Source organism: Nocardia sp. CA-135398 (assembly GCF_050955845.1).
Lineage (GTDB): Bacteria > Actinomycetota > Actinomycetes > Mycobacteriales > Mycobacteriaceae > Nocardia.
This window is the reverse complement of sequence record NZ_CP192084.1, coordinates 5,354,985-5,377,899: the sequence shown is the minus strand read 5'-3', so window position 1 is coordinate 5,377,899 and position 22,915 is coordinate 5,354,985. Positions and strand designations below refer to the sequence as shown.

Sequence of the window (22,915 nt, the reverse complement as noted above, 5' to 3'; positions counted from 1 at the left end):
AGTCTGTTGGCATATATCGAAAGGGTAGTCCTGGATACGTCCGAGGTCCCGGGTGTTCGCCGCCGTCACATCGGGTACCCGATCGAGTGGACACGGTTTCGACCGCATCCTTTGCACTGGAAGTTCTCGACCAGGAGTCCGCAATGACCGAAGGTCCTGTCACCCACCCGCCCCTACACGAACCATCCCTCGATCAACAGTTCGCGCTGAAGGCTGCCGCGCGCCGCCTGGAACGCGAGTTCGAAGGCACGCGCGACGAAGCCATCGAACGATGGCTGTACTCCGCGTACGACTACCTCGCCGACCATGCCACCATCGACAACTTCCTGCCGCTACTCGCCGAGCGCTACACCCGTGAACTGCTCCGCGCCTCGACCGAGGAACACGCGGGCTAGTCGCATCGCGCCGCGGCTCGCCGCAAGACATGTTCGGCATCGCTGCTGATGCGCCGCACGAGATCCGCGGCGGATTCGAGGCTGCCGATGAGGTCGATATTCTCGCCCGCCCAGATCGGCGCACAGTCGAGATCGCCCTGCTCGGCTGCCTCCCGATAGCGTTGCCTGGCCACCGGATCGGCCGCGAGTTCGGCCTCCCGTCCGACCCATTCGTCGAGGAAGCGGTTGCGCAGGGTGCGTGCGGTGTACTCGGCGGGCCACGGGGATTCGCGGGCGATATCGATAATGCGGTTGCGTTCGGTATCGCCGCCGCGTGCGGCGATGATGGCCTTGGCCTCCTCGGCCGAGAGCAACGATTCGTGTGTCGCTTCGAAACGAGTACCGATCAGCGCGCCCGCGGCACCGAGTACGAGCGCGGCAGCGAGTCCGCGTCCATCGGCTATCCCACCCGCGGCCAGCACCGGCGTACCCGCCGCCATATCGACGACCGCGGGGACGAACGGCAGCGTCGCGCGCCCACCGCCGTGTCCGCCCGCCTCCGCGCCCTGCGCGATCAGCACATCGGCCCCGGCGGCCAAGGCGCGGGCGGCCTCGTCGGTGGTGGTGACCTGGACCAGCAGTGGAATCCCGGATTCCCGGACCACGGCGGCGAACGGGGTGGGATCGCCGAAGGACAGCAGGATCGTATGCGGTCGCCGCCGCACCGTCCTTCGCACGGTATCGAGATCGATGGCCCAGCTCAACAGGCCGATGCCCCAAGGCTTTTCGGTGCGGGCGGTGAGCATCGCGCATTCGCGATCGAGTAGTTCCTCGGCACCGCCGCCAGCACCGATCAGGCCGAGTCCACCGGCCTCGGAGACCGCCGCGGCCAGTTCGCCGCCCGCGACGCCGCCCATCGGTGCGAGCACCACGGGATGCTCGATGTCGAACAGGTCGGTGAACTCGGTGCGCAATGCCATCGCCAAACCCCTTCCGTCCCTATCGACGATAGCCAGGGGCTTTCAGCCATGAGCCCGCGCCCGTGATCTTGTCAGCCGCGATCCCAGTCGTGACCCCAATAACTATCGGCGGTCATTTCCTCCGCGGTGTAGGTGTTCTCATCCACCAGCACGCCCTCGGTGCCGAATTCGAGATCCCAACCACCGGGTGTGCGGACATAGAAGGAGATCATTTTGTCGTTGGTGTGGCGGCCGAGCGTCGAGGACAGGTGATATCCCGCCTTGTTCACCCGGTCCAGCGCGCGGCCGACATCGTCGAGACTGTCGACCTCGACCATGACGTGCACCAGCCCCGAGCCCTCCTTGCCGCCGGACGGGATCAGCGCCAAGCTGTGGTGGCGCTGATTGACACCGAGGAAGCGGATGCGCACCGGACCGTATTCGGGCGGTGCGGGCAGCCGGAACGCGCCGCGCGGCAGAAACTCGAGGACGTCGGTATAGAAGTGGAAGGCGCTGTTCAGATCGGGGACCGGCAGCACCGCGTGACCGAGGCCGAGTCCCGCTGTGACGAAACGGTTTCCGTACTTGCCGACGACCGGGCTGTGATCCAGGACCGGCCCGTGGAAGATCTCGACGGTGGTGCCAGCGGGATCGCGGAAGGTGAACGCCTCCTCCACGCCGCGGGCATCCGCCTCGGCCACGGTCAGCGCGGTAACTTCGATTCCGGCCTTCGCCACGGCTTCGCGCGCCGCGGCGAGTGCGCGATGGTCTCGGACCTCCCAGCCGATGGCCAGCACCTTGTCGACCTCGCCGGGCACCAGGACCAGTCGTGCGATGTGCTCATCCATGCGCAGATAGATGGCATCCGGATCCGGACCGGTGCCCTCGGCGAAACCGATCACATCGAAGGCGAAGGTGCGCCAGGCACCCGGATCGCTGACCGCGACCCGCACATAGCCGAGCGAGCTGATGATTGCCATTTTCTCCTCATTCATAGGTGACCCGGACCGTATCGGTGACCGGCACCGCCTGGCAGGCCAGTACATAGCCGTCGGCCAGGTCTTCGCGTTCCAGAACTTCGTTGCGCAGCAACTTCACTTCGCCGTCGACGACACGACAGACGCACGCGCTGCATGCGCCTTCGCGGCAGGAGTACGGAGCTTCCATGCCGCGCGCGAGCAGCACATCGAGTAGCACGGTGGTGCGCGGCCAGGCGAATTCGCTTGTGGTGCCGTCGAGTTCGACCTCGACTTCGGCAGCGTCGTCGGTTTCTTCGACCTCGATTTCGGCGAAGGGATCACCGGCGAGCGAGACGAACTTCTCCACGCGCACCCGGTCCATTCCCAGGTTGTCGGCGGCTGTGACGACAGCATCCATGAAAGGTGCCGGGCCACAGACGAATAGCTCCCGCTCGGTCCACGGGTCGAGCAGAGTGGTCAGTGTGGGCACCGACGGCAAGCCCTGAACAGACTCCAGCCAATGCAGCACGACGAGCCGGTTCGGGTGCTCGGCGGTCAATGATTTCAGTTCATCGGCGAAGATCACCGATTCCTCGTCGCGATTGGCGTAGATCAGTGTGCACCGTCCAGTGCCCCGCGCTAGTACCGATTTCAGGATGGACAGCATCGGCGTTATCCCGCTGCCCGCGGCCGACAGCAACAGATCGGTGTCGAGCGAATCGGGTGTGAAAATCCCTGCGGGCGGCAAGCTGTCGATCAGCATGCCGGGAACAGCGTTGTCGCACAGCCAATTCGAAGCGTATCCGCTGGCCGTTCGCTTGACGGTGACCGCGAGTCGGCCCTCGTGCGGCGCACTGGACAGTGAGTACGAGCGTGCCACCGAACCGGTTTGTTCGCTGGGTATCCGCAGTGTCAGAAACTGGCCGGGACGGTAAGAGAGTTCTCGCCCCGGTTCGGTGACCAACTCGAGTGAGACCGCATCCTGGGTTTCGGCGATTACACGAACGACTCGAAGCGTTACCGCCGCACTCACAGCAGATCCCCATCACGGGTACTCAACCCGACGTCGCCCGCGGTGACCGCCTTTTCGATGCTGTCGCGCAATGCGGCGCACCCGCGCACTGGGCCGTCGTCATTGCGAGTGAACTCGGCACACTGCGCGCGGGCGGCGGAACTCCACTGCACACTGGTGTGCGCGGGGCTGAATTTGACCACCGACACCTGACTTCGGCAGGTATGGCAGGTGATGCAATCCATCACAGATCCGTTCAGGCGTCCGCGCGCTGCGCGGCCAGATTCTCGGCGACCTCGGCCTCCCACGCCGTGATCGCACGCGTGGTGTCGACCTCGAATTCGAAACGGTCGGTCATCTTCGACTCCACCTCGCCGATATCGGTGTAGAACTGCTCGTACCAGCGCCGCAGCTGATAGACCGGCCCGTCCTCCTCGCACAGCAGCGGATTATCGATGCGGGTCTTGCGTTCCCAGATCGCCACATCCTGCTCGAAACCGCGTCCGAGTCCATTGGCGAAACGCACCGCCATCGCATCGGCCTCTTCCGGCGACAGGCCGGGCAGCTTCTTCACGATCGCGCCGTACTGCAGCACGAACTTGGTCGGCGAAACCGGGTAGTGGCAGTTGATGAGCACGGATTCGACTGTCTGCCCGCTGGATTCGTTGACGAGGTAATCGATCATGTAAGAGGGGCCGTAGTAGTGCGCCTCCGAATGCAGCGTGTTCTCCGCGCCCGCCTCCTTGGCCAATTCGCCCTTGACATCCGCGCGTCCGATCGAGGTCATGTACTGACTGGCGATATGGCCCTCGAAGACATTCTTGAAGTAGGTCGGAAAGGCGAAGTGCACGTAGAAGAAATGCGCCATATCCACCACATTGTCGATGACCTCGCGACAGTTCGCGCCCTCGATGGTGATCTGGTTCCAGGTCCAGTCGCTCCATTCGTCACTGAACGCGCCCTCGATGCGGGGGATGGTGATATCCGCGGGCGGTGGATTGCCTTCGGGATCGTTCCAGACGAACAGCTGCCGGTTCTGCTCCAGCGTGATCCACGATTTGGTGCGGGCCAGCGGCGGTACCCGGCGCGCGTAAGGGATTGCGGCACAGCGGCCATTGCCCCGCCAGCGCCAATCGTGGAACGGGCAGGCGATGGTATCGCCCTTGATAATGCCGTCACCGAGGTTGCCGCCCATATGTCGGCAGTAGGCATCGAGCACATTGAGCGTGCCGTCCGCGCTCGCGAAGATCACCAGTTCGGTGCCGAAGATTTCGATGGTGTGCGGTTTGCCGTCGCGGAAGCCGTCGGCAAGGCCGACACAGTGCCAACCGCGGGCATACCGGGTGGGCGGGGCGCCGGTGTCGATCACGCGCACCTGATCGTCGGTCATCGTTCCTCCACGTTCGTCGGGGGTGTCATTTCGATGGTTCGGCGCGCCGATGGGCGCGCAAAGGTGTGGTCTCACTGGTCGGGAGCTGGCTGATCGCTCGCTCGCCGCGCTCGCTCATGCCGTGGTAAGGCGCTCGAATCCGGAGCGGTAGAACAGCAGCGGATCGGCGTCGCGGCCCGCGCCGAGCGCGGTGACATGGCCGATGACGATGGTGTGATCGCCACCGTCCAGCTCCCCACCGAGTTCGCAATCGATCCACGCGATGGAACCATCCAGTAGCGGTGAACCGTTGGGGGAGCGGCTCCAGTCGAGACCGTCGAATTTGTCCGGACCGCTGCGGCCGAGCTGCCTGCACACCCGCTCCTGATCGGCGGCGAGCACGTTCACGCAGAACTTGCGTGCGGTTCGGATCCGCGGCCATGTGGTCGAGGTCCGCGCCGGGAACAGCGCCACGGCAGGCGGATCCAGCGATAGTGCGGAGAAGGACTGGCAGGCGAACCCGACGGGTTGGGTGCCGTCCAGGGCGGTGATCGCGGTGACTCCGGTGGCGAACCGGCCGAGGACGGCCTTGAAGTCGAGCACGACGGCCATGGCGCTCCTAGTTTCTACTAGAAATATTCCGTTTCGCCATGAAGGTAAGCGGCGCGTGCGGTGCGCTGTCAATGATCGGTTCCGGCTACCGAGAAGATCCGTAGCGATCTCCGTAGTTTCCGGGATTCGACGTCGTTCGCCTGACGGCACTGTGATTGGGGACACAAGAAGGTATGCCGAAAACTGACATGCCTAATCGAAATACTTCTAAGCTGTATGGGCTACACAATGGAGGTGCGCCATGACGGTCGAGGTGCTGACCGGTCCCGGATCCGACGAGCTGTTATCGGGTCCGGGTCGTCCGACCACCCGGCCCGCGCAGCCGCCGGTTTCCATGATCGAGCGAATGACGCTGATCCTAGACGCTTTCGACGGTTCGACACCGACTCTGACGCTGCTCGGTTTGGCCGAGCGAACCGGTCTGCCGCGGTCCACTGTGCACCGCATCCTGGACCAGATGATCCGGCTGCGCTGGTTGGCGCACGCGCCCGGCGGCTATCGCCTCGGCCTGCGTCCGCTGGAACTCGGCGGACTCGCCGCCGACCACCACGAGATTCGCGATGTGGTCAGTCCGCTGCTGCACGATCTGTGTCAGCGCACCGGCATGGTCGGCCACCTCGGCGTACTCGACGGACGCGAGGTGCTGTACCTGGACAAGGCCGGTGGCCGCTACACCGCGAGCATCCCGACCCGCCTCGGCGGCCGGATGCCCGCGCACAGTACGGCCCTGGGCAAGGCGATGCTGGCCTCGCTCGAGCCGAGCATTATCGAGACCTCCTTCCGGGACCGGTTGCCGCAATTGACGCCGCGGACCATCTGCGACCGGGCGGAACTGCACCGCGAGTTGACCCGGATCCGGCATCGGCAGGGAATTGCCGTGGACAACGAGGAGTCGGTAACCGGGATCTCCTGCGTCGCGGTGCCGATTCGCGGGCGCGGCGCCGCGGTGGGCGCACTGTCGCTGTCCGGCCAAATCGGCGGCGACCGAACGGCCTTGGACACCGCCCGTTTGGCGCGGGTACTGGTCGAGGTCGCGCACGAGGCGGGACGTGCGCTGTTTCCGCGGCAAGCTCGGTGGCGCTGATTTCCGTTGTAGAGCTTCGTGCTCGGGCCCGATGGCTGCACGTACACCGTGCTGCTGTCCGCGCACACCCAGTGCCTAGCTCGCACATGGTGTGCCCCATGCGAGGTAGGCAGTGGATATGCGTCAGCAGGTTGGCGGCATCTAGTGCGGGATCGAGTCGATGATCGCGCGTGCGCCCTGGCGCAGCAGGTCCGCGCCGACGAAGAAGCCGAGGGCGCTCGGGTCCTCCGGGACGCCCCAGTGTTTGGCATCCAGCCATTGGCTGCCGTCGAGGTTGAAGACCTTGCCGTGCAAGGTGAGTCGTCCGGTGGGGTCGGTCGTCGCGTGCCCGGCGATCGGGGAGTTGCAGTGGCCCTGCAATGCGTGCAGCATCGCGCGCTCGGCATCGGCATGGCGGTGGGTGGCCGGATCGTCCAGGCGCGCACCGAGATCGAGCAGCTGGCTGTCGTCGTCGCGGCATTGCAGTGCGATCACGCCCGCCCCGATCGGCGGGCACATGGTGTCCAGGTCGAGGGTTTCGGTGATCCGGTGCGCCTGATCGACGCGGTGCAGGCCGGAGACGGCCGCGATCAGCACGTCGATGTGTCCCTCTTCGAGGCGCACCAATCGGGTATTCACGTTGCCGCGCAACGGTTTCACGGCAAGATGCGGATAGTGCAGCCGCAGCTGCGCGGTCCGGCGCACCGAGCTGGTACCGACGACCGTGCCCTCGGGGAGTTCGAGCAGTGGCGCGCCGTTGCGGGTGATTACCGCATCGTGCACGTCCTCGCGCGGCAGATAGCCCGCGAAGGCGAGCCCTTCCGGCACCGGGATATCACCGGGAATGTCCTTGAGGCAGTGCACCGCCAGATCCGCCTCGTCATCGAGCAGTGCCCGATCGATCTCCTTGACGAAGGCGCCCTTACCGCCGAGCTTGGACAGATCGCCCATCCACCGATCGCCCGCCGTGGTTACCTTGACCAGCTCGCTCTCGACGCCGAGCCCGGCCAGCAATCCGGCGACCTGTTCGGCCTGAGCCAGGGCCATCGGGCTGGATCGGGTGGCGATCCGAATAATGCGCGTACGCGACATGCGGCGAGACTACTCCCGGTGTCAGCGCACCGATCACCGGGGCGGGTCCCACTCAGCGGGACTTTGCACCCGAAATATGCCTAAGCGGTATAGTCCTATCGTGACCGAAGCGAAGTCTCCGGCGAGCGCCGGGGTCCCCGACCTGCCGACGACGAGTTGGGCCGTGCTCGGCATGCTCTCGCACGCCGACGAACTCTCCGGCTACGACCTGAAGAAATGGGCCGATTGGAGCCTCCAATTCTTCTATTGGAGCCCATCGTTCAGCCAGATCTATGCCGAGCTGAAACGCCTCGAGAAACATGGTTACGCCACCTCGCGCACGGTGCTGCAGGACGACGGCGTGCGCGGTAAGCGCATGTACGCCATTACCGAGAGCGGTCGCGCGGCGGCGGCGCAGTGGGTGAACCACGCGCCGGTGGAGGCGCCGGTGCTCAAGCACAGTGTCATGTTGCGGGCCTGGCTCGGGCATCTCGCCGAACCGGACCGATTGCGCGAAATCCTCTCCGAGCACATCGGATACGCGGAGCGGATGCGCAAACTGGCCGAGATCGATGCCGAGGGCGCCGCCGAGAATCCGAATTGGGCCTATCCGGGCGCGGTATTGCGCTGGTGCATACGGCATTACGAAGCCGAGCGCGATTTCGCCGAGGAACTGCTCGCCGACGTGGACAAACTCGCGGCAAAGCCCGCTCCGAAGAAGTCCGCGAAGGGGAGAGCGCGCCGCGCTTCCTGATCCCGCTCACTGAGCGGGATGGCGCTTGCTATGACTAATAGAAATACTTCTACTAGTCATATGCGCACCGAATTCGCACAGCAGCGTTCGCTGGATACGATCGAGACGGCGCTGGCCGCGCTCGCCGCGGGCGGCATGGTCGTGGTCGTGGACGATGAAGATCGGGAGAACGAGGGCGATCTGGTCCTCGCCGCCGCACTGGCGACGCCGGAAGCCATCGCCTTCATGGTCCGCCACACCAGCGGCGTGCTGTGCGCACCGCTGCCCGGCGTGGACCTGGATCGGCTCAAGCTGCCGCCCATGACGCCGATCAACGAGGACCCCAAAAGCACGGCCTATACCGTGTCGGTGGACGCGGCTTCCGGTGTGACCACCGGGATTTCGGCCGCCGACCGCGCGAACACCGTGCGCACGCTGGCGGATCCGCGCACCACACCGGACGAATTGACCAGACCCGGCCATGTCTTCCCACTGCGCGCACATCCCAGCGGTGTGCTCGGCCGCGCGGGCCACACCGAGGCGGCCGTCGATCTGACCCGGCTGGCCGGACTGCGGCCGGCAGGTGTCATCGCCGAGGTCGTGAACGACGACGGCTCGATGGCCCGTCTACCGCAACTGCTCGACTTCGCCGAAACCCATGGACTACCGATCATTTCGATCGCCGATCTGATCGCCTACCGCCGCCGTGCCGAACGCACCCTGACCAGGGTCGTCGAGACCCGATTGCCGACGCGATACGGCGAATTCCGCGTCATCGGCTACCGCGACGAGGTCTCCGGAACCGAAACCCTCGCACTGGTTTTCGGTGCGCCGGGCCGCGAATCCGTACTGACGCGGCTGCATTCGGAATGCCTCACCGGTGACGCCCTCGGCTCCTTGCGCTGCGATTGCGGCGACCAACTCGACGCCGCATTGCGCGCGGTCGCCGAGGAGGGCAGCGGCGTGGTCGTCTACCTGCGCGGACAGGAGGGGCGGGGCATCGGATTGTTGAACAAGTTGCGGGCGTACGAATTACAGGATCGCGGTGCCGATACCGTCGAAGCGAATCTCGCGCTCGGGTTGCCGGTCGATGCCCGCAGGTATGCGGCGGGTGCGCAGGTGTTCGCCGATCTCGGAATCCGGTCGGTTCGGTTGCTCAGTAACAACCCGGCCAAACAGGCGGACCTGGAACAGTACGGAGTCACGGTGCTGCGGCGGCTGCCGCTGCAGGCGACGCCGACCGAACACAACATCCGCTACCTGCGCGCCAAACGCGATCGGATGGATCATCAACTCTCGGGTGTGGACGCCGAACCGGTAAGGGCCACCTCTTGGTGACGGATCTTTTCCGATCTACATCGTCGAATGCTGGCTATTTGCCATGAGATTGCCGATGTGTGCCTGTTTCACTACGGAGATTTTTCGTTCGAGTCATGCGGCGCGGGTCGGCCTGCTTTCCTGATGGAGTCAGGATGGAGAGTCCGCGAGTTGGGTGAGCCGGAAGTCGGGGACAGCGGTGCACCGAATACCGATCGAAAACCAGCATTTCCGCTCGGGGTGGCTGTGGTCGTCCGTTGGCGTCATGCTGACCGCCGTGGCGGTCGTGGTCTGGATCGCTAGACCCGAGCAGCAGTCGTCCTGCACGGCGACACCCGCGGTTCCGGATACCGGGACGGAAACCTCGCGGATGATGGTGGCCAGTAGCAGCACCGGCATTGCCAACTGGCATACGGTGGACGCATCGCCGCCCACACGTCCGGGGGAGGCGCGGTATTACTCGTTCGGTCCCGGTGCCGCCTGTTCGTTCGCTGGACTGCCGACGAATGGCTTCTATGTTGGCGTCTCCACTCGGGAATACGGTCGTGCGGATCTGTGCGGCGCGTACCTCGATGTGCACGGTCCGCGCGGTGATGTTCGGGTACTCATCGCCGATCGCTGCCCGGGATGTGCGCCGGGACAACTGGATTTGAGTGCGGCCGCCTTCGGACAGATCGCGGATCGGTTCGACGGCGTCGCACCGATCCGCTATGCGGTGGTCCGCGATCCGCTCCCCGCACCCGAGCTGGTCTACGAGCTGAAGCCGGACTCCTCACCCTCCTGGCTGGCCATGCTGGTGACCGGATCGGGAAATCCTATCCAGCGGATCGCATTGCGGTCCGCGGCGGACGAGCCGTGGCGTGAGCTCAATCGCGGCATGGACAACTATTGGACGATCAGCGGCGCCGGGCGGGGACCATTCTCGGCACGGGTCACCGATGTGCACGGGCATCAGGTGGAGATCTCCGGAATCTCCCTGGAGCCGGGCGAGCGGTATACCGGTATGAGCCTCTACACCGAGCCTCTTCCGGAACCGCCGCCCGCGCCGACGCCGGATCTCGCGGCCACGACACCGCAGCCGCCGTCCAGCGTCACCGCCACGGGCTGTGTGAGCTAGTGCCGCGCCCAGCTAGCTTCTGCCGCACTGGGTTCCGTCGAACGTAGTCGAATGGTGGTCGCCCACGCGGAATTAGACCGCCATATCACTGCGCTCGGTGAGCTGCCCAGCGCAACAAGCGATCTGGACGCAGTGCTAGCGCAGATTCGTTGCGAGGGCCCGTCCCGCGGCGCGGCCGGAGAAGATGCAGCCACCGAGGAAGGTGCCCTCCAGCGCGTTGTAGCCGTGCACACCGCCGCCGCCGAATCCGGCGACCTCGCCAGCGGCATACAGTCCGGGCAGCGGCGTGCCGTCCGGCCGCATCACCTGCGAATCCAGATTGGTCTGCAGTCCGCCGAGGGTCTTGCGGGTCAAGATATTGAGCCGCACCGCGATCAGCGGCCCGTTCGCCGGATCGAGGATGCGATGCGGTTTGGCCACCCGGCCCGCCTTATCGCCGAAGTACTGGCGCGCGTTGTTGATGGCCATCAGCTGCGCGTCCTTGGAGTACTTATTGGCGACATCCCGGTCCCGGGCGACGATCTGTCGCTCCAACTCGTCGTAGTCGAGCTGCGGGCCGCGCGCGATCTTGTTCATGCCATCGACCAACTCGCGCAAGGTATTCGCGACCACGAAGTCGACCCCGTGCTGTTTGAACGCCTCGACCGGACCGGGCGCACCCTTGGCCACCCGGCTCTTGAGAGTGAGCTTGAGATCCTTACCGGTGATATCCGGATTCTGCTCCGAGCCCGATAGCGCGAACTCCTTCTCGATGATCGACTGGGTGAGTACGAACCAGGAGTAGTCGTAGCCGGTGGCCAGAATCTCCTTCATGGTCGAATTGGTGTCGAAGCCGGGGAAACACGGTGCGGGCAAACGCTTTCCATTGGCGTCGAACCACAGCGAGGACGGACCGGGAATGATCCGGATGGCGTGATCGGGCCAGATCGGATTCCAATTGTTGATGCCCTCGGTGTAGTGCCACATGCGGTCGCGATTGACGATGGCGCCGCCCGCGGCCTCGGAGATGCCCAGCATCCGCCCGTCCACATGTGCGGGCACACCGGAGATCATGGTCTTCGGCGCCGGGCCGAGTCGTTCGGTGGGCCAGTTGCGGCGGATCAGCTCGTGATTGTGGCCGATACCGCCGGAGGTGACGATCACCGCCTCGGCGCGGAATTCGAAGTCGCCGACCACATTCCGCGATGAGGCCCGACCGCGTTCCAGATCGGTCTGCTCGAGTACGCTGCCGCGCACGCCGACCACCGCACCGTCCTCGACGATCAACTCGTCGACCCGGTGCCGGAAACTGAAGCCGACCAGTCCCCGACGCTCACCCTCGAGCACCGGTTCCTGGAACACCCGCACCACCTCGGGTCCGGTCCCCCAGGTGAGATGGAAGCGCGGTACCGAATTGCCGTGGCCGTCGGCGAAGGCGCCACCGCGCTCGGCCCATCCGACCAGCGGTGTCACCCGTAAACCCAACTCGTGCAAGTAATCCCGCTTCTCGGTGGCCGCGAATCGCACATAGGCGCGCGCCCACTGGCGGGCCCAGTAGTCCTGGTCCTCGCGATCGAATCCCGCCGAACCGAACCAATCCTGCAGTGCCAGTTCGTAGGAGTCCTTGATGCCGAGGCGGCGTTGCTCCGGACTGTCCACGAAGAACAGGCCGCCGAGCGACCAAAAGGCTTGGCCACCTAGGTTATTGCGATTCTCCTGGTCCAGCACATGGACCTTGCGGCCCGCCTTGACCAGTTCATGGGTCGCCACGAGCCCGGCCAGGCCGGCACCGACGACGATGACATCTGCCTCTTGGGTGAATTCGGGACTGGGCTCGGTCATGGTCATCCTTCGGTTTCGGTGCTGTAGGCCAGCACGATGTGGCAGAAAAGATCGGTGCGTCGGCTGCGCACTGTGCGACTGCGGGGTTCCATCAGCACTTGAACGGCGGTGCCGTCGTGTACCGCGACCAGGGCTTGACCCAGTGCGACGGGATCGGGCACGGTTCGGCCGACGCGGGCAAGTGCGTCGACGATCGTCGGCATCAGTGCCGCGACGATCGCCTCCTCGCGTCCGGCCATCACCTGCCGCAGGCCCGGCGTGCGCAGCGCGTGCGAGGTGAACTCGGCGGTGATGCGGAACCAGTCCTCATCGATCGGCACGGCGCGGTCCAGGCGCTCGACCGCGGCGCGGATATCGGCGACGCCGTCGACCGAGAAGCCGTCGAGGGTCGCGCGGATACCGGCGATCATGGCGGCCGATCGCTGCTCCCACATCGCGAGGAACAACTCGTCGAGCGAGGTGAAGTTGGAGTAGAAGGCGCCACGGGTGAACCCGGCCCGCTCACAGACCCGCTCCACCGAAGCGCGGCCGAAGCCCTCTTCGGCGAAGACCTGATACGCGGCGGTGAGCAGGCGTTTGCGGGTCTCGGTGCGACGGCGGGTCACCCGGCGCATCGGGGCTTCCGCATCGGTGGTCGATGCCAACGCACACCTCCTCGGTCCATTCGATACAACAGTGTATTCAATACAGAAATGTATCAGAAGCCCGACTCGCCGTCGGCGGAACGGGTGAACCACCGTCGTCGGCAGGGATAATCCGAAGGGACCGTCCCCCCGTCGGGTGAGGAGTGATCGGTATGACTGCGAGTGCGGCGACCACGGGCATGACCGGCTGGCGGGTGCGACGGCCGGGACCGATCGATGGCGGACCGCTCGACTTCGTCCGCGAGGCGGTGCCCGAACCCGCGGCCGGTGAACTCCTGGTGCGGGTGCTGGCCTGTGGGGTCTGTCGCACCGACCTGCACGTTGCCGAGGGGGATCTGCCGGTGCATCGGCCCGGTGTGGTGCCGGGACACGAGGTGGTGGGGGAGGTGGTGGCGCGGGGACCGGGATCCGCTGGGGCACTTGGCTCTCCGGCACCCGAGTTCGCGGTCGGCGATCGCGTCGGCATCGCCTGGTTGCGCCACACCTGCGGCATCTGCCGGTACTGTCTGCGCGGCGCGGAGAATCTCTGCCCGAATTCGGCGTACACGGGCTGGGACGCGGACGGCGGTTATGCCGAATATGCCACTGTCCCAGCGGCTTACGCACATCGCCTGCCCGATGGATACGACGATATGGAAACCGCGCCACTGCTGTGTGCCGGGATCATCGGCTATCGGGCGCTGCAGCGTGCCGATCTGCCACGGGGTGGACGGCTCGGGATCTACGGTTTCGGCGGCAGCGCGCATATCGCCGCGCAGGTGGCGCTGGCGCGTGGTGCCGAGGTGCATGTGATGACCAGGGATCCGGCCGCGCGGGAGTTGGCCGCCGATCTCGGCGCCGCCTCGGTGCAGGGTGCGGCGGATCGGCCTCCGGTGCAATTGGATTCGGCGATCTTGTTCGCGCCGATCGGCGAGCTGGTGCTGCCCGCGCTGGATGCGCTCGATCGCGGCGGCATCCTCGCCATCGCTGGCATCCATCTCAGCGATATCCCGGCGCTGAACTATCAGCGGCATCTGTTCCAGGAACGCGAGATTCGCTCGGTGACTGCCAACACCCGCGCCGACGCGCGCGAATTCCTCGCGCTGGCCGGCGAACACCGTATACATGTGACCACAACGGGGTACTCCCTCGGTACGGCAGATCGAGCCCTCGCGGATCTCGAACACGGACGTTTCACCGGCGCAGCGGTTCTCATCCCATAAGCGCCCGAATCGTCATGCGCGCGAACGGATTCCAGGACACGATTGAGCATTGAACCGGTCTCGCTTCAGCTGAGTTGCTTGACGCAACTGTCTTACCGTTCTTACCTTCGCGGATATAGCCGAGTGACGCTTGTCGCTGACAAGCGTCACTCGGCTTCTCACAACGGCGTGAGAGGTGATCACGATGGAAATCCGGAAGGTAAGAATTCTCGAGAAGTGGTGGCTGGCACGGATATTCGCTGTGCTGTTGCTGGTCGCTGCGGCGGGGGTGGTGACCAGCATCGGCGCGCAGGCGCGGGCGGACTGTGCCGCGGTCGATGTGGTGGTCGCCAGGGGCACCGGCGAACCCGGGTGGCTCGGCTCCGTCGTCGGCGATCCGCTGTATGGCACGCTGCTGCAAGCACTTCCGGTGAGCAGCAGCGCTTACCGGGTGGACTATCCCGCGGACCTGCTCGACCCGACGTCGCTCAGCCGCGGCACCCAGGACATGACCGACCATGTCATTCGGCAGTCGCAAATGTGCCCGGATCAGCAGTTCATCCTGGTCGGCTACTCACAGGGCGCGGCCGTCGTGCACGGTGTCGTCGGCACCGGCATCGTGACCGCGCTGCCCGGGATCTACGTGCTCCCCGGCGATCTCGAATGGAAGGTGTCCGCGGTCCTGCTGTTCGGCGATCCCCTCCGCCTGATCGGCTGGGGCGTTCCGGGCAACTATGCCTGGAAGACCGCCGACTACTGCACCGGCGGTGATCCGGTCTGCGGTGGCGGCATCGATCCGAACCAGCACGGGAATTACGGCTGGGCGTTCTGGCCGGCCGCGGATTTCGCGGCGAGCCGGGTGTAACCGGGAAATCCGCGCGGCGGGGTCGAGCACCGACCCCGCCGTCGGTGTGTTCGCACGAGATTCATGCCGACGGCACCCGGGCGTGGGACAGTCGGAATATGACAGCGCACCGTCGCATCGGCATGATAATCGCCGGACTCGTGAGCATCGCCCTGGTGGCGGGCTGCGGTACCGCATCCGACAGCGGTCACCCGACCCCCTCGACGGCGCCGGGGGTGATCCCGCTCATCTCGACCGACGATCTGCGCGGCGCGCAGTCGGATGAGGTACATCTGTTCGGGCTCAACGATTTACACGGCAATCTGCAGCCGCCCACGGGTTCGACCGGCAAGATCGCCGGATACGACGCGGGCGGCGCGGCCTACCTCGCCACCCATCTGGCTCGGTTGAAGAAGGCGTATCCGGCCAGCGCCGTGCTGTCCGCCGGGGACAATATCGGCGCGAGCCCGCTGGTCTCCGGACTCTTCCACGACGAGCCGACCATCACCTTCCTGAATTCCATCGGACTGGCCGCTTCCTCGGTGGGCAATCACGAATTCGACAACGGCGTCATCGAATTGGCGCGATTGCAGCAAGGTGGGTGCTCGCCCGCCGGATGCTCGCCGGGCACGCCGTTCACCGGCGCGAAGTTCCCGTTCCTGGCCGCCAATGTCACCGATGCGGATGGCAAGTTGCCGCCGACGCTGCGGCCGTGGACGATGCTCGAGGTCGGCGGACACAAGATCGGCGTCATCGGCACCGTGACGCCCGAAACGGCGAGTATCGTTTTCCCGGAAGGCATTCGGGGCTACACCTTCGGTGATGAGGTCGCCGCGATCAATCGCTATGTCCCCGAGGTGAAGTCGGCGGGCGCGCAGACGGTGGTCGCGCTGCTGCACGACGGCGGGGTGCAGAAACCGGCACAGAATGCCGCGGTCGACTACAACGGCTGCGCCGATATCTCCGCGGAGGTCACCGCATTGGCCACCGGTGTCGATCCCGCGGTGCGGGCGCTGTTCACCGGACATTCGCACCAGCCGTATGTCTGCACCATCGATGGCAAGGTGGTCACCCAGGCCGCCTCCTACGGTCGGTTGATCACCGATGTCACCCTGCGCTTCGGAGCCGACGGTGTGCAGGCATCGGCGGTCAATCGGGTGGTGACCAGGGAGGTCACTCCGGACGCGGCGACCACCTCGCTGATCGACTTCTATGCCGAGCAGGCCAAACCGCGCGCGCAGCGCCCGGTCGGCATCGCGGCGGCGTCGCTGCCGCACGAACCGGCGGGCTCCGGTGAATCGCCGCTCGGTGATGTCATCGCCGACTCGATGCTCTCGGCCACCGCGGCCGCGCCCGCGTCGGCGGTCGCGGCATTCATGAATCCGGGCGGTGTACGCACCGATCTGAAGTCAGGTCAGATCAGCTACGGCGACATCTATAGCGTGCAGCCGTTCGGCAATCAGGTCGTCACCGTCACCATGACCGGCAGCCAGATCCTGCGCCTGCTCGAACAGCAGTGGAGTAACGGCAAGGCGACCGTGCTCTCACCTGCCGGCCTCACCTACACCTATGTCGAGTCGAGTCCGAAGGGCAGCAAAGTAGTCGCCGACAGTGTGCGCATCGGTGGCCAACCCCTGAACCCGGTCGCCACCTACCGCATCACCACCAACAGCTTCCTGGCGTCGGGCGGCGACGGTTTCACCGTCTTCACCGAAGGCACCGACAAAACCGTCGGGCCCATCGATCTCGATGCCTTCGAGGCCTATCTGAAGGGGCGCCCGCCGCTGGGATCTCCGCCCACCCGCGCCGAGAAGCGCTGAGTCGGCAAACACGGTGTCCCGATTCAGGTTTCGCGTTCCGGCATTATCTGAAAACTGTTGTAACACACAATATTAGCGTCGCTCATTGGTGACCATTCACACATCGCCCCGGGCCGTCATTCGCTTGCCCGGGACTAGCTGCGCCCGTTAAAGTTACCCACCAGTAGGGCAATGGTGTTCCTGCATTGGCTCAGCAAACTGTTGGCTGGTAGCCGAAATCAATGATGTCCGCATTCACTGCTGCATGTCGGGCGCGCTTGTGTGACAACTCAATTCGAGTGCGACAGCAGGAGGAAATGCGATGACGACTTTCATCGTGACGGGCGGAACCGGATTCTTGGGCCGGCGGGTGGTTCAGGAACTCCTGGCCGCCGATTCCGAAGCCATTGTGCATGTGCTGGTTCGCACCGCGTCGGTGGCGAAATTCAGTGAACTCACCGCGGGCTGGACCGGTGGCGAACGCGCCTTTCCGATGCTCGGTGATCTGACCGCCGAAGGCCTCGGCCTGATCGAGGACGCACCCGAGGCCGACCACATCATCCACCTCGGCGCCGTCTACGACATGACCGCCGATGAGGAGACCGCGCACGCGGCCAATGTCGCCGGTACCCGCTCGGTGCTGGAGCTGGCCCGCGAATTGGGCGCGGTGCTGCACCACGTCTCCTCGGTGGCCGTGGCCGGTGACCACAAGGGCAAGTTCTTCGAGGAGGATTTCGACCTCGGTCAGCGGCTGACCTCGCCGTACCACCGGACCAAATTCGCCGCGGAGAAGCTGGTCCGCGAATCCGAGGGCGTGCGCTGGCGGGTGTACCGGCCCGCGATCGTGGTCGGCGATTCGCGCACCGGTGAGATGGACAAGATCGACGGTCCGTACTACTTCTTCCCGGCCATCTCGCGCCTGGGCGCACTGCCCGCCGAACTGCCGATGCTGCTGCCGGATCTGGGTGCGACCAATATCGTGCCGGTCGACTATGTGGCGGGTGCGATGGTCGAGCTGGTGCGCCGCAAGGGCCTCGACGGTCGCACATTCCACCTGGTCAACCCCGAGCCGCAGCCGTTCGGCGAGATCTACGCCGCGCTCGCGGCCGCGGCGGGCGCGCCGACCGGAATCGGCACGGTGCCCGGCAGCGGGCTCGCGCTGAACGGGCTCGCCCACATCCCGGGTGTGTCCACTGTTCGCGATTTCCTGTTGGCGCAGTTGGGAATTCCCGCCGAGGTCGCGCCGCACACCTCGTTCACGGCGGAATTCGTCTCCGACTCCACCCGGGCGCAGTTGCGCGGGACGGGTTTGGCGGTGCCGTCGTTCGGCAGCTATGCCGAGCGGCTGTGGCAGTACTGGGCCGAGAACCTGGACCCGGATCGGAGTCGGCCCGGCGACAGCGGTGACGCGCTGGACGGGCGCGTCGTCCTGATCACCGGTGCGTCCTCCGGTATCGGACTGGCCACCGCCCATGCCGTCGCGCAGCGCGGTGCGACCGTGCTGATGGTGGCGCGCGGTGTGGACGATCTGCACGCCGCGGCGGAGTCGGTGCGGGCCGAAGGCGGTGTCGCCCATGCCTATCCGTGCGATATCACCGATTCCGACGGCGTCGACGATTTGGTCGCCGCGGTGCTCGCCGATCACGGCCATGTCGACTATCTGGTGAACAATGCGGGACGGTCGATCCGTCGCTCGGTGGTCAATTCCACCGACCGCATGCACGATTTCGAGCGGACCATGGCGGTCAATTACTTCGGTGCGGTGCGACTCATTCTCGCGCTGCTGCCGTCGATGCGGGCGCGGCGCTTCGGACATATCGTGAACATCTCCTCGATCGCCGTGCAGACCAAGGTGCCGCGCTTCGCGGCATATGTGGCGAGCAAATCCGCGCTGGACAACTTCAGCGAGATTGCTGCCGTCGAAAATCGGGATGCGGGAATCACTTTCACCTCGGTGCGGATGCCATTGGTGCGCACGCCGATGATCGCGCCGACCGATCTCTACCGCTCGCTGCCGGTACCGGATCCCGACCGCGCCGCCGCCATTGTGGTGCGCGCCATCGAGGATCGCCCGCACCGCATCGATACTCCGGTCGGCACCTTCGCCCAGGCCGTCGAATTGCTGATGCCGTCGGTCAAGCGGACGATCATGCACCAGGGATTCCGCTGGTTCGGTGAATCGCATGCGGCACAGGGGAAGCCGAGCGTGGCGTCCGACGCGGTCGAGGAGGCGCAGGCGGATCAGGACTCCGGTCGCAACGCACTGTCCTACCTCGCACCCGTGATGCTGCCGCTGATGGCGTTGCCGAGCCCGGCCGCGCGGGTCACCCGGGTGATCCCCGGCCTGCACTGGTGACAGATCCCATGATGGGCTGACCCCACCTTCGACCCGCATGCCGCGAACCGTGGGACGTTCGACCCTGGTGTGGACGATCGGTGTTTCGTATTCTTGCGGAGCCGACCCGCCGCATTTTCCCGCGGTGTAGTTGCGGTCCAGTGCCGGTGTCGTGACGAATCCTGGGACAAGGGACCGTCGACCTCGTGGCAGGGATAACGGTCGTGAGAGTTCGTAGGAATGGTGTGGGGCAGTTCGATCAATTGACCGATGAATTTTTGTCGGCCGTCGAGCTTCTGACGAAGCTGTCGGCCGAAGGCGGTGGGATGACCGCCCTGTGCGGCGCCTGTGTGCGGGTGCTGCCGGTGCAGCGTGCCGCGATTCTGATCCAGGAGCGCGATGCCGGGCTGCAGCCGTGGGCCACAAGTGATTCGGTGGCGGCGCGAGTGGAGGCGGTGCAGGCCACCGCTGGGCAGGGCCCGGCCGTGGACGCCGCCGTCGGCGGTGTGCCGGTGCTGGTGGCCGATCTGGCCGAAACCGATGTGCGGTGGCCGGGATTCGCCGATGAGTTGAACCGAGTCGCGGTGGCCGGGGCGATGGTGGCGGGTTCGATGGTCGCGGTGCCGTTACAGCTGGGAGTGGTGCGCTTCGGTGTGCTCGATCTGTATCGGGCCGAACCGGGCAAGCCGGAACCGTATGTGATTTCGGCGGGGCTGCATATCGCCGATCTGGTCATCACGCAGTTGGTGGCCGGATCGGCGAAATCCGTGCACGCCGCGGCGCAATGGTGGGATCAGCCGCTGACCAGTCGCACGATCCACCAGGCCGCCGGAATCGTGCTCGCGCAGTTGGACATTCGCGCACCCGACGCTTATGCGCGGCTGCGCGCCTATGCCTTCGCGCACGGGCTGTCGCTGGCCGAGGTCGCGGCACTGGTCGTGGACAACCGGCTCCGCTTCGATACCTGACTCAGTCCGCCGCGTCGGCACGCAGATCGATGCGCCCCTCGACGATGTCACCGGCGATATCGGTGAGCCGCCGTCCGGTGGCGCGGGCGTAATCGCGCATGATCTGGAAGGCGCGATCCATATCCCGGTCGCCGCGCTCGGCGAGCACCCCCTTGGCCTGCTCGATGGTGACCCGGGTATTCAATGCGGTCGGCAACTGCGCCTGAATCGTCGTACCTTGCGCGCGCAGCACATGGTGCGCGATAGCGACGGCCGCGATGTCGGCGAGAATCTGCCCGATGCGCAGATCCAGCTGTCCGAGCGGCGCGGCCGAGTCGGCGAGGATCGTGAGCGCGCCGATGCTGTCGCGGTGCAGCCGCAGTGGCACGGCACAGGCGCAGCGATACCCAGCGGCCGATGCCGTGTGTGCGAACTCCGGCCACAGCTCCCCGGCGGCACGCAGATCGGGGACCGATACCGCGGTACTGCTCCGATAGGCATCCAGGCCGGGTCCCTCGCGCTGTAACAAACCGAGCAGTCGCGACGACTCGTTGGTTGAGGCGAGTACCTGTAGCTCACCGCGTTGGTCGGCTAGCAACAATCCGGCATCACTCGCGTCGGTGACATCGGTACAGGCCTCCAGTAGCTGCTGACATAGTTCGACAACGTCGAAATCGCTAGCCAGCGAGTCGACCGCGCGCACAAGTGACCGTAATAACTGGATCGAATCCGGCAGCGGCTCGGAGGATCGGTCGTGCTGCCGATCGTCGAATGGGGGCGCCATTGCAGTCTCCCGGTCGCGGTGATTGCTACTCGCCGCAATGCGGCACATTTTAACGGAGAGAATTCAGCGAAATATAGCCTCACCGGGCACATCATTGTGCACGGTCAGGCCGGACCTGTCGTCCATGGTGGCATCCGGATAGTAGTCATGTCGACCACTACCGGCTGGCCGGTCAACGGAATCCGATGAGTAGCTGGACAATTCAAAGGAGGATGGTCGTGGCGAAATTGTGGTGTGTAACTCCGCTTAGCCATACCATGGGAAGGTCAGCAAGTGCGGCGCGGGACTTGAGGGGACGACCGACTTTCGCACGTGCGGGGTGATTCGGGTGTCTGACAATGAGGTGTTGGTGGCCGCGGCAGCGCGGCTCGCCGAACTGCTGCCCGCGATCGGTGACACAGCAGAGATGGTCCGCCAGCTGATGAACAGCGCGATCGTCGCGCTCGACTTGGTCGGCTGCACCGTCATGCTGATGCCGGACGAGACGCTCACGACCGATGAGCGCTCCCCGATGGCCGCCGCGGCTCCGGAGGAGCTGGTGGCCATGGAACTCTGTCAGCATCGCAGCGAGCGGGGTCCAAGCGTGGACGCGTTCCGGTCTGGCAAACCCATCGCGATCGACGATATCGGTCTGCACAGCGAGCGCTGGCCGGAGTTCGCCGCCGAGGCGGTCCGGCACGGGCTGTCCTCGCTGGCCGAGATTCCGATGCGGGTCGGTGAGACCACGGTCGGCGCGCTCGGCCTGTACGGTCCGAGCCCGCGGGTGTGGTCCGACCAGGATCTCTCGGTGGGCGGCCTGCTGGCGAGCATGGCGACCGGCCACATCGTCAATTCCAACATGCTGCGCCGTCAGCAGCGTTTGACCGCGCAATTGCAGCAAGCGCTGGATTCACGGATCGTCATCGAACAGGCCAAGGGTGTGATCGCCAATGCCAGGCGGACCACGCCGGAACTCGCCTTCGAACTGATCCGCACGCACGCACGAAAGAATCGGGTCGCCGTACATGCGGTGGCGAAGGGGATCGTGGAGCTCGGCCTGCGGGTCTGAGTCGGCCCATTGCCTACGTGAAAGTGCACGGGCACGTGCGCGCCGCGGGGTAGTGTGGAATTGGATTACCGGCCCCAGTCCCCGGCCGGATCCCGTTCTCCGCCAGGTCCGTCCATGTCCTCGACGGTCTGCTTCGACGCTGCGTCATTCGTCGAAATCAACATGCTTGTCGCATCACTTGTTGTCTGGGGGCAATCGTGATCTTGCTCGTTTCATCTCGGTCCGAACGCAATCCGCATCGGTCCGAACGACTTCCAACCACTCTGCGGTCCGTCGCTCGCCCGGTTCGTAATCGGATCGATACCGAATCCGCTGGTGTCGATGCCGAATTGGTACATCGCATCGGCGACGGCGATCAAGAGGCCTTCGCTCAGTTCTATCGCCGCACTCGCGGTCTGGTCTATCGCCGCGTGCTGGCGATCGTCCGTGACCGTGGGTACGCCGAAGAGACCTGTCACGACGTCTACCTCGAGGTGTGGCGCTGCGCGATCGGGTTCGACGAGCGTCGCGGTTCGGTGCTCACCTGGTTGCGCATGCTGGCCCATCGCCAGGCCGTGGACCGGGTCCGACACGAGCGCGCCACCACCGACCACAATCACTCCTGGGGCAGCCGCGATTATCAGCCGCCGACCGATGTGGTGGCCGAGGAAGCGATGCGGCACGACGAAAGGGACGCACTGCGGCGCAGCCTCACCCAGCTGACCGCACTCCAGCACGAATCCATCGCGCTCGCGTACTACTCGGGCCTCAGCTATCCCGAGGTGGCTGCGCGTCTCGGCGTCGGTCTCCCGACGGTCAAATCCCGGATCCGGGCGGGACTCGAACACCTGAAGACCGACTTGTCCGAACCACTCAACTAACGCCTGATCAGACTGCCCGCGCCGACGGTGAACAGCGCCCTGTGCGCGCCCGTATTGTCCCGGCGC

Annotated in this window: 22 protein-coding genes; 12 read left to right on the top strand and 10 right to left on the bottom strand. The window is 65.4% G+C overall.

Annotated features, from left to right (window positions below; genetic code table 11):
* Positions 1–143 precede the first annotated feature (143 nt).
* A complete protein-coding gene (locus ACQP1T_RS23330; RefSeq protein WP_433755157.1) occupies positions 144–395 on the top strand; it encodes a three-helix bundle dimerization domain-containing protein in 252 nt (83 codons plus the stop codon).
* On the opposite strand, the gene ACQP1T_RS23325 is transcribed toward ACQP1T_RS23330, so the two are convergent.
* From ACQP1T_RS23325 to ACQP1T_RS23300, 6 genes are all read right to left on the bottom strand, one after another.
* Positions 392–1,354 (bottom strand): NAD(P)H-dependent flavin oxidoreductase, encoded by a 963-nt coding sequence (locus ACQP1T_RS23325; protein ID WP_433755156.1) that lies wholly within the window; start codon positions 1,352–1,354, stop codon positions 392–394. The two genes, ACQP1T_RS23330 and ACQP1T_RS23325, sit on opposite strands and share 4 nt — an antisense overlap.
* A 71-nt stretch (positions 1,355–1,425) precedes the next feature.
* Positions 1,426–2,313, bottom strand: coding sequence for a VOC family protein (locus tag ACQP1T_RS23320; RefSeq protein ID WP_433755155.1), 888 nt, complete (start codon positions 2,311–2,313; stop codon positions 1,426–1,428).
* Between the two features lie 7 nt (positions 2,314–2,320).
* Positions 2,321–3,325 (bottom strand): 2Fe-2S iron-sulfur cluster-binding protein, encoded by a 1,005-nt coding sequence (locus ACQP1T_RS23315; RefSeq protein WP_433755154.1) that lies wholly within the window; start codon positions 3,323–3,325, stop codon positions 2,321–2,323.
* Positions 3,322–3,507, bottom strand: coding sequence for a hypothetical protein (locus ACQP1T_RS23310; RefSeq protein ID WP_433755153.1), 186 nt, complete (start codon positions 3,505–3,507; stop codon positions 3,322–3,324). Before ACQP1T_RS23310 ends, ACQP1T_RS23315 begins: the two co-directional genes overlap by 4 nt.
* 53 nt (positions 3,508–3,560) lie before the next feature.
* The gene (locus tag ACQP1T_RS23305) at positions 3,561–4,694 is read right to left on the bottom strand and encodes a Rieske 2Fe-2S domain-containing protein (protein WP_433755152.1); all 1,134 of its coding nucleotides are present in this window, start codon (positions 4,692–4,694) and stop codon (positions 3,561–3,563) included.
* Between the two features lie 114 nt (positions 4,695–4,808).
* Positions 4,809–5,285, bottom strand: coding sequence for a flavin reductase family protein (locus ACQP1T_RS23300; protein ID WP_433755151.1), 477 nt, complete (start codon positions 5,283–5,285; stop codon positions 4,809–4,811).
* Between the two features lie 241 nt (positions 5,286–5,526).
* Between ACQP1T_RS23300 and ACQP1T_RS23295 the strand changes: the two genes are divergently transcribed.
* Positions 5,527–6,369 carry an IclR family transcriptional regulator gene (locus tag ACQP1T_RS23295; RefSeq protein WP_433755150.1) on the top strand — a complete coding sequence of 281 codons (843 nt, stop codon included), beginning with the start codon at positions 5,527–5,529 and terminating at the stop codon, positions 6,367–6,369.
* 141 nt (positions 6,370–6,510) lie between these two features.
* Here ACQP1T_RS23295 and hemC read toward each other — a convergent pair whose 3' ends face one another.
* Complete coding sequence (gene hemC, locus ACQP1T_RS23290; protein ID WP_433755149.1) at positions 6,511–7,440, bottom strand: hydroxymethylbilane synthase; 930 nt, start codon at positions 7,438–7,440, stop codon at positions 6,511–6,513.
* Between the two features lie 100 nt (positions 7,441–7,540).
* Here hemC and ACQP1T_RS23285 point away from each other — a divergent pair, with 100 nt between their 5' ends.
* The 3 genes from ACQP1T_RS23285 to ACQP1T_RS23275 all read left to right on the top strand — a co-directional run bounded on the left by ACQP1T_RS23285 (position 7,541) and on the right by ACQP1T_RS23275 (position 10,586).
* Positions 7,541–8,173, top strand: coding sequence for a PadR family transcriptional regulator (locus ACQP1T_RS23285; protein ID WP_433755148.1), 633 nt, complete (start codon positions 7,541–7,543; stop codon positions 8,171–8,173).
* Between the two features lie 60 nt (positions 8,174–8,233).
* On the top strand, positions 8,234–9,490 hold the full coding sequence (locus ACQP1T_RS23280; RefSeq protein ID WP_433755147.1) for a bifunctional 3,4-dihydroxy-2-butanone-4-phosphate synthase/GTP cyclohydrolase II: 1,257 nt from the start codon (positions 8,234–8,236) through the stop codon (positions 9,488–9,490).
* A 244-nt stretch (positions 9,491–9,734) separates the two neighbouring features.
* Positions 9,735–10,586: an expansin EXLX1 family cellulose-binding protein gene (locus ACQP1T_RS23275; RefSeq protein WP_433755146.1), complete on the top strand. Its 852-nt coding sequence runs from the start codon at positions 9,735–9,737 to the stop codon at positions 10,584–10,586.
* 135 nt (positions 10,587–10,721) lie between these two features.
* Here the strand turns inward: ACQP1T_RS23275 and ACQP1T_RS23270 are convergent, their stop codons facing one another.
* Together ACQP1T_RS23270 and ACQP1T_RS23265 are read right to left on the bottom strand one after the other, a co-directional pair.
* Positions 10,722–12,413, bottom strand: coding sequence for an FAD-binding dehydrogenase (locus ACQP1T_RS23270; RefSeq protein WP_433755145.1), 1,692 nt, complete (start codon positions 12,411–12,413; stop codon positions 10,722–10,724).
* On the bottom strand, positions 12,410–13,021 hold the full coding sequence (locus tag ACQP1T_RS23265) for a TetR/AcrR family transcriptional regulator (RefSeq protein ID WP_433762329.1): 612 nt from the start codon (positions 13,019–13,021) through the stop codon (positions 12,410–12,412). The genes ACQP1T_RS23270 and ACQP1T_RS23265 overlap by 4 nt, the downstream gene beginning before the upstream one ends.
* 182 nt (positions 13,022–13,203) lie before the next feature.
* Here ACQP1T_RS23265 and ACQP1T_RS23260 point away from each other — a divergent pair, with 182 nt between their 5' ends.
* From ACQP1T_RS23260 to ACQP1T_RS23240, 5 genes are all read left to right on the top strand, one after another.
* Positions 13,204–14,253: a zinc-binding alcohol dehydrogenase family protein gene (locus ACQP1T_RS23260; protein WP_433755144.1), complete on the top strand. Its 1,050-nt coding sequence runs from the start codon at positions 13,204–13,206 to the stop codon at positions 14,251–14,253.
* A 184-nt stretch (positions 14,254–14,437) separates the two neighbouring features.
* On the top strand, positions 14,438–15,097 hold the full coding sequence (locus ACQP1T_RS23255) for a cutinase family protein (RefSeq protein WP_433755143.1): 660 nt from the start codon (positions 14,438–14,440) through the stop codon (positions 15,095–15,097).
* A 98-nt stretch (positions 15,098–15,195) separates the two neighbouring features.
* A complete protein-coding gene (locus tag ACQP1T_RS23250; protein WP_433755141.1) occupies positions 15,196–16,896 on the top strand; it encodes a bifunctional metallophosphatase/5'-nucleotidase in 1,701 nt (566 codons plus the stop codon).
* A gap of 301 nt (positions 16,897–17,197) precedes the next feature.
* Complete coding sequence (locus ACQP1T_RS23245; protein WP_433755140.1) at positions 17,198–19,231, top strand: SDR family oxidoreductase; 2,034 nt, start codon at positions 17,198–17,200, stop codon at positions 19,229–19,231.
* 224 nt (positions 19,232–19,455) lie between these two features.
* Positions 19,456–20,178, top strand: coding sequence for a GAF and ANTAR domain-containing protein (locus ACQP1T_RS23240; protein ID WP_433755139.1), 723 nt, complete (start codon positions 19,456–19,458; stop codon positions 20,176–20,178).
* Between the two features lies 1 nt (position 20,179).
* Here the strand turns inward: ACQP1T_RS23240 and ACQP1T_RS23235 are convergent, their stop codons facing one another.
* Positions 20,180–20,941 carry a GAF and ANTAR domain-containing protein gene (locus ACQP1T_RS23235; protein ID WP_433755138.1) on the bottom strand — a complete coding sequence of 254 codons (762 nt, stop codon included), beginning with the start codon at positions 20,939–20,941 and terminating at the stop codon, positions 20,180–20,182.
* A 328-nt stretch (positions 20,942–21,269) separates the two neighbouring features.
* Here ACQP1T_RS23235 and ACQP1T_RS23230 point away from each other — a divergent pair, with 328 nt between their 5' ends.
* Positions 21,270–21,989 (top strand): GAF and ANTAR domain-containing protein, encoded by a 720-nt coding sequence (locus tag ACQP1T_RS23230; RefSeq protein WP_433755137.1) that lies wholly within the window; start codon positions 21,270–21,272, stop codon positions 21,987–21,989.
* Between the two features lie 197 nt (positions 21,990–22,186).
* Complete coding sequence (locus tag ACQP1T_RS23225) at positions 22,187–22,849, top strand: sigma-70 family RNA polymerase sigma factor (protein ID WP_433755136.1); 663 nt, start codon at positions 22,187–22,189, stop codon at positions 22,847–22,849.
* Positions 22,850–22,915: the final 66 nt, after the last annotated feature.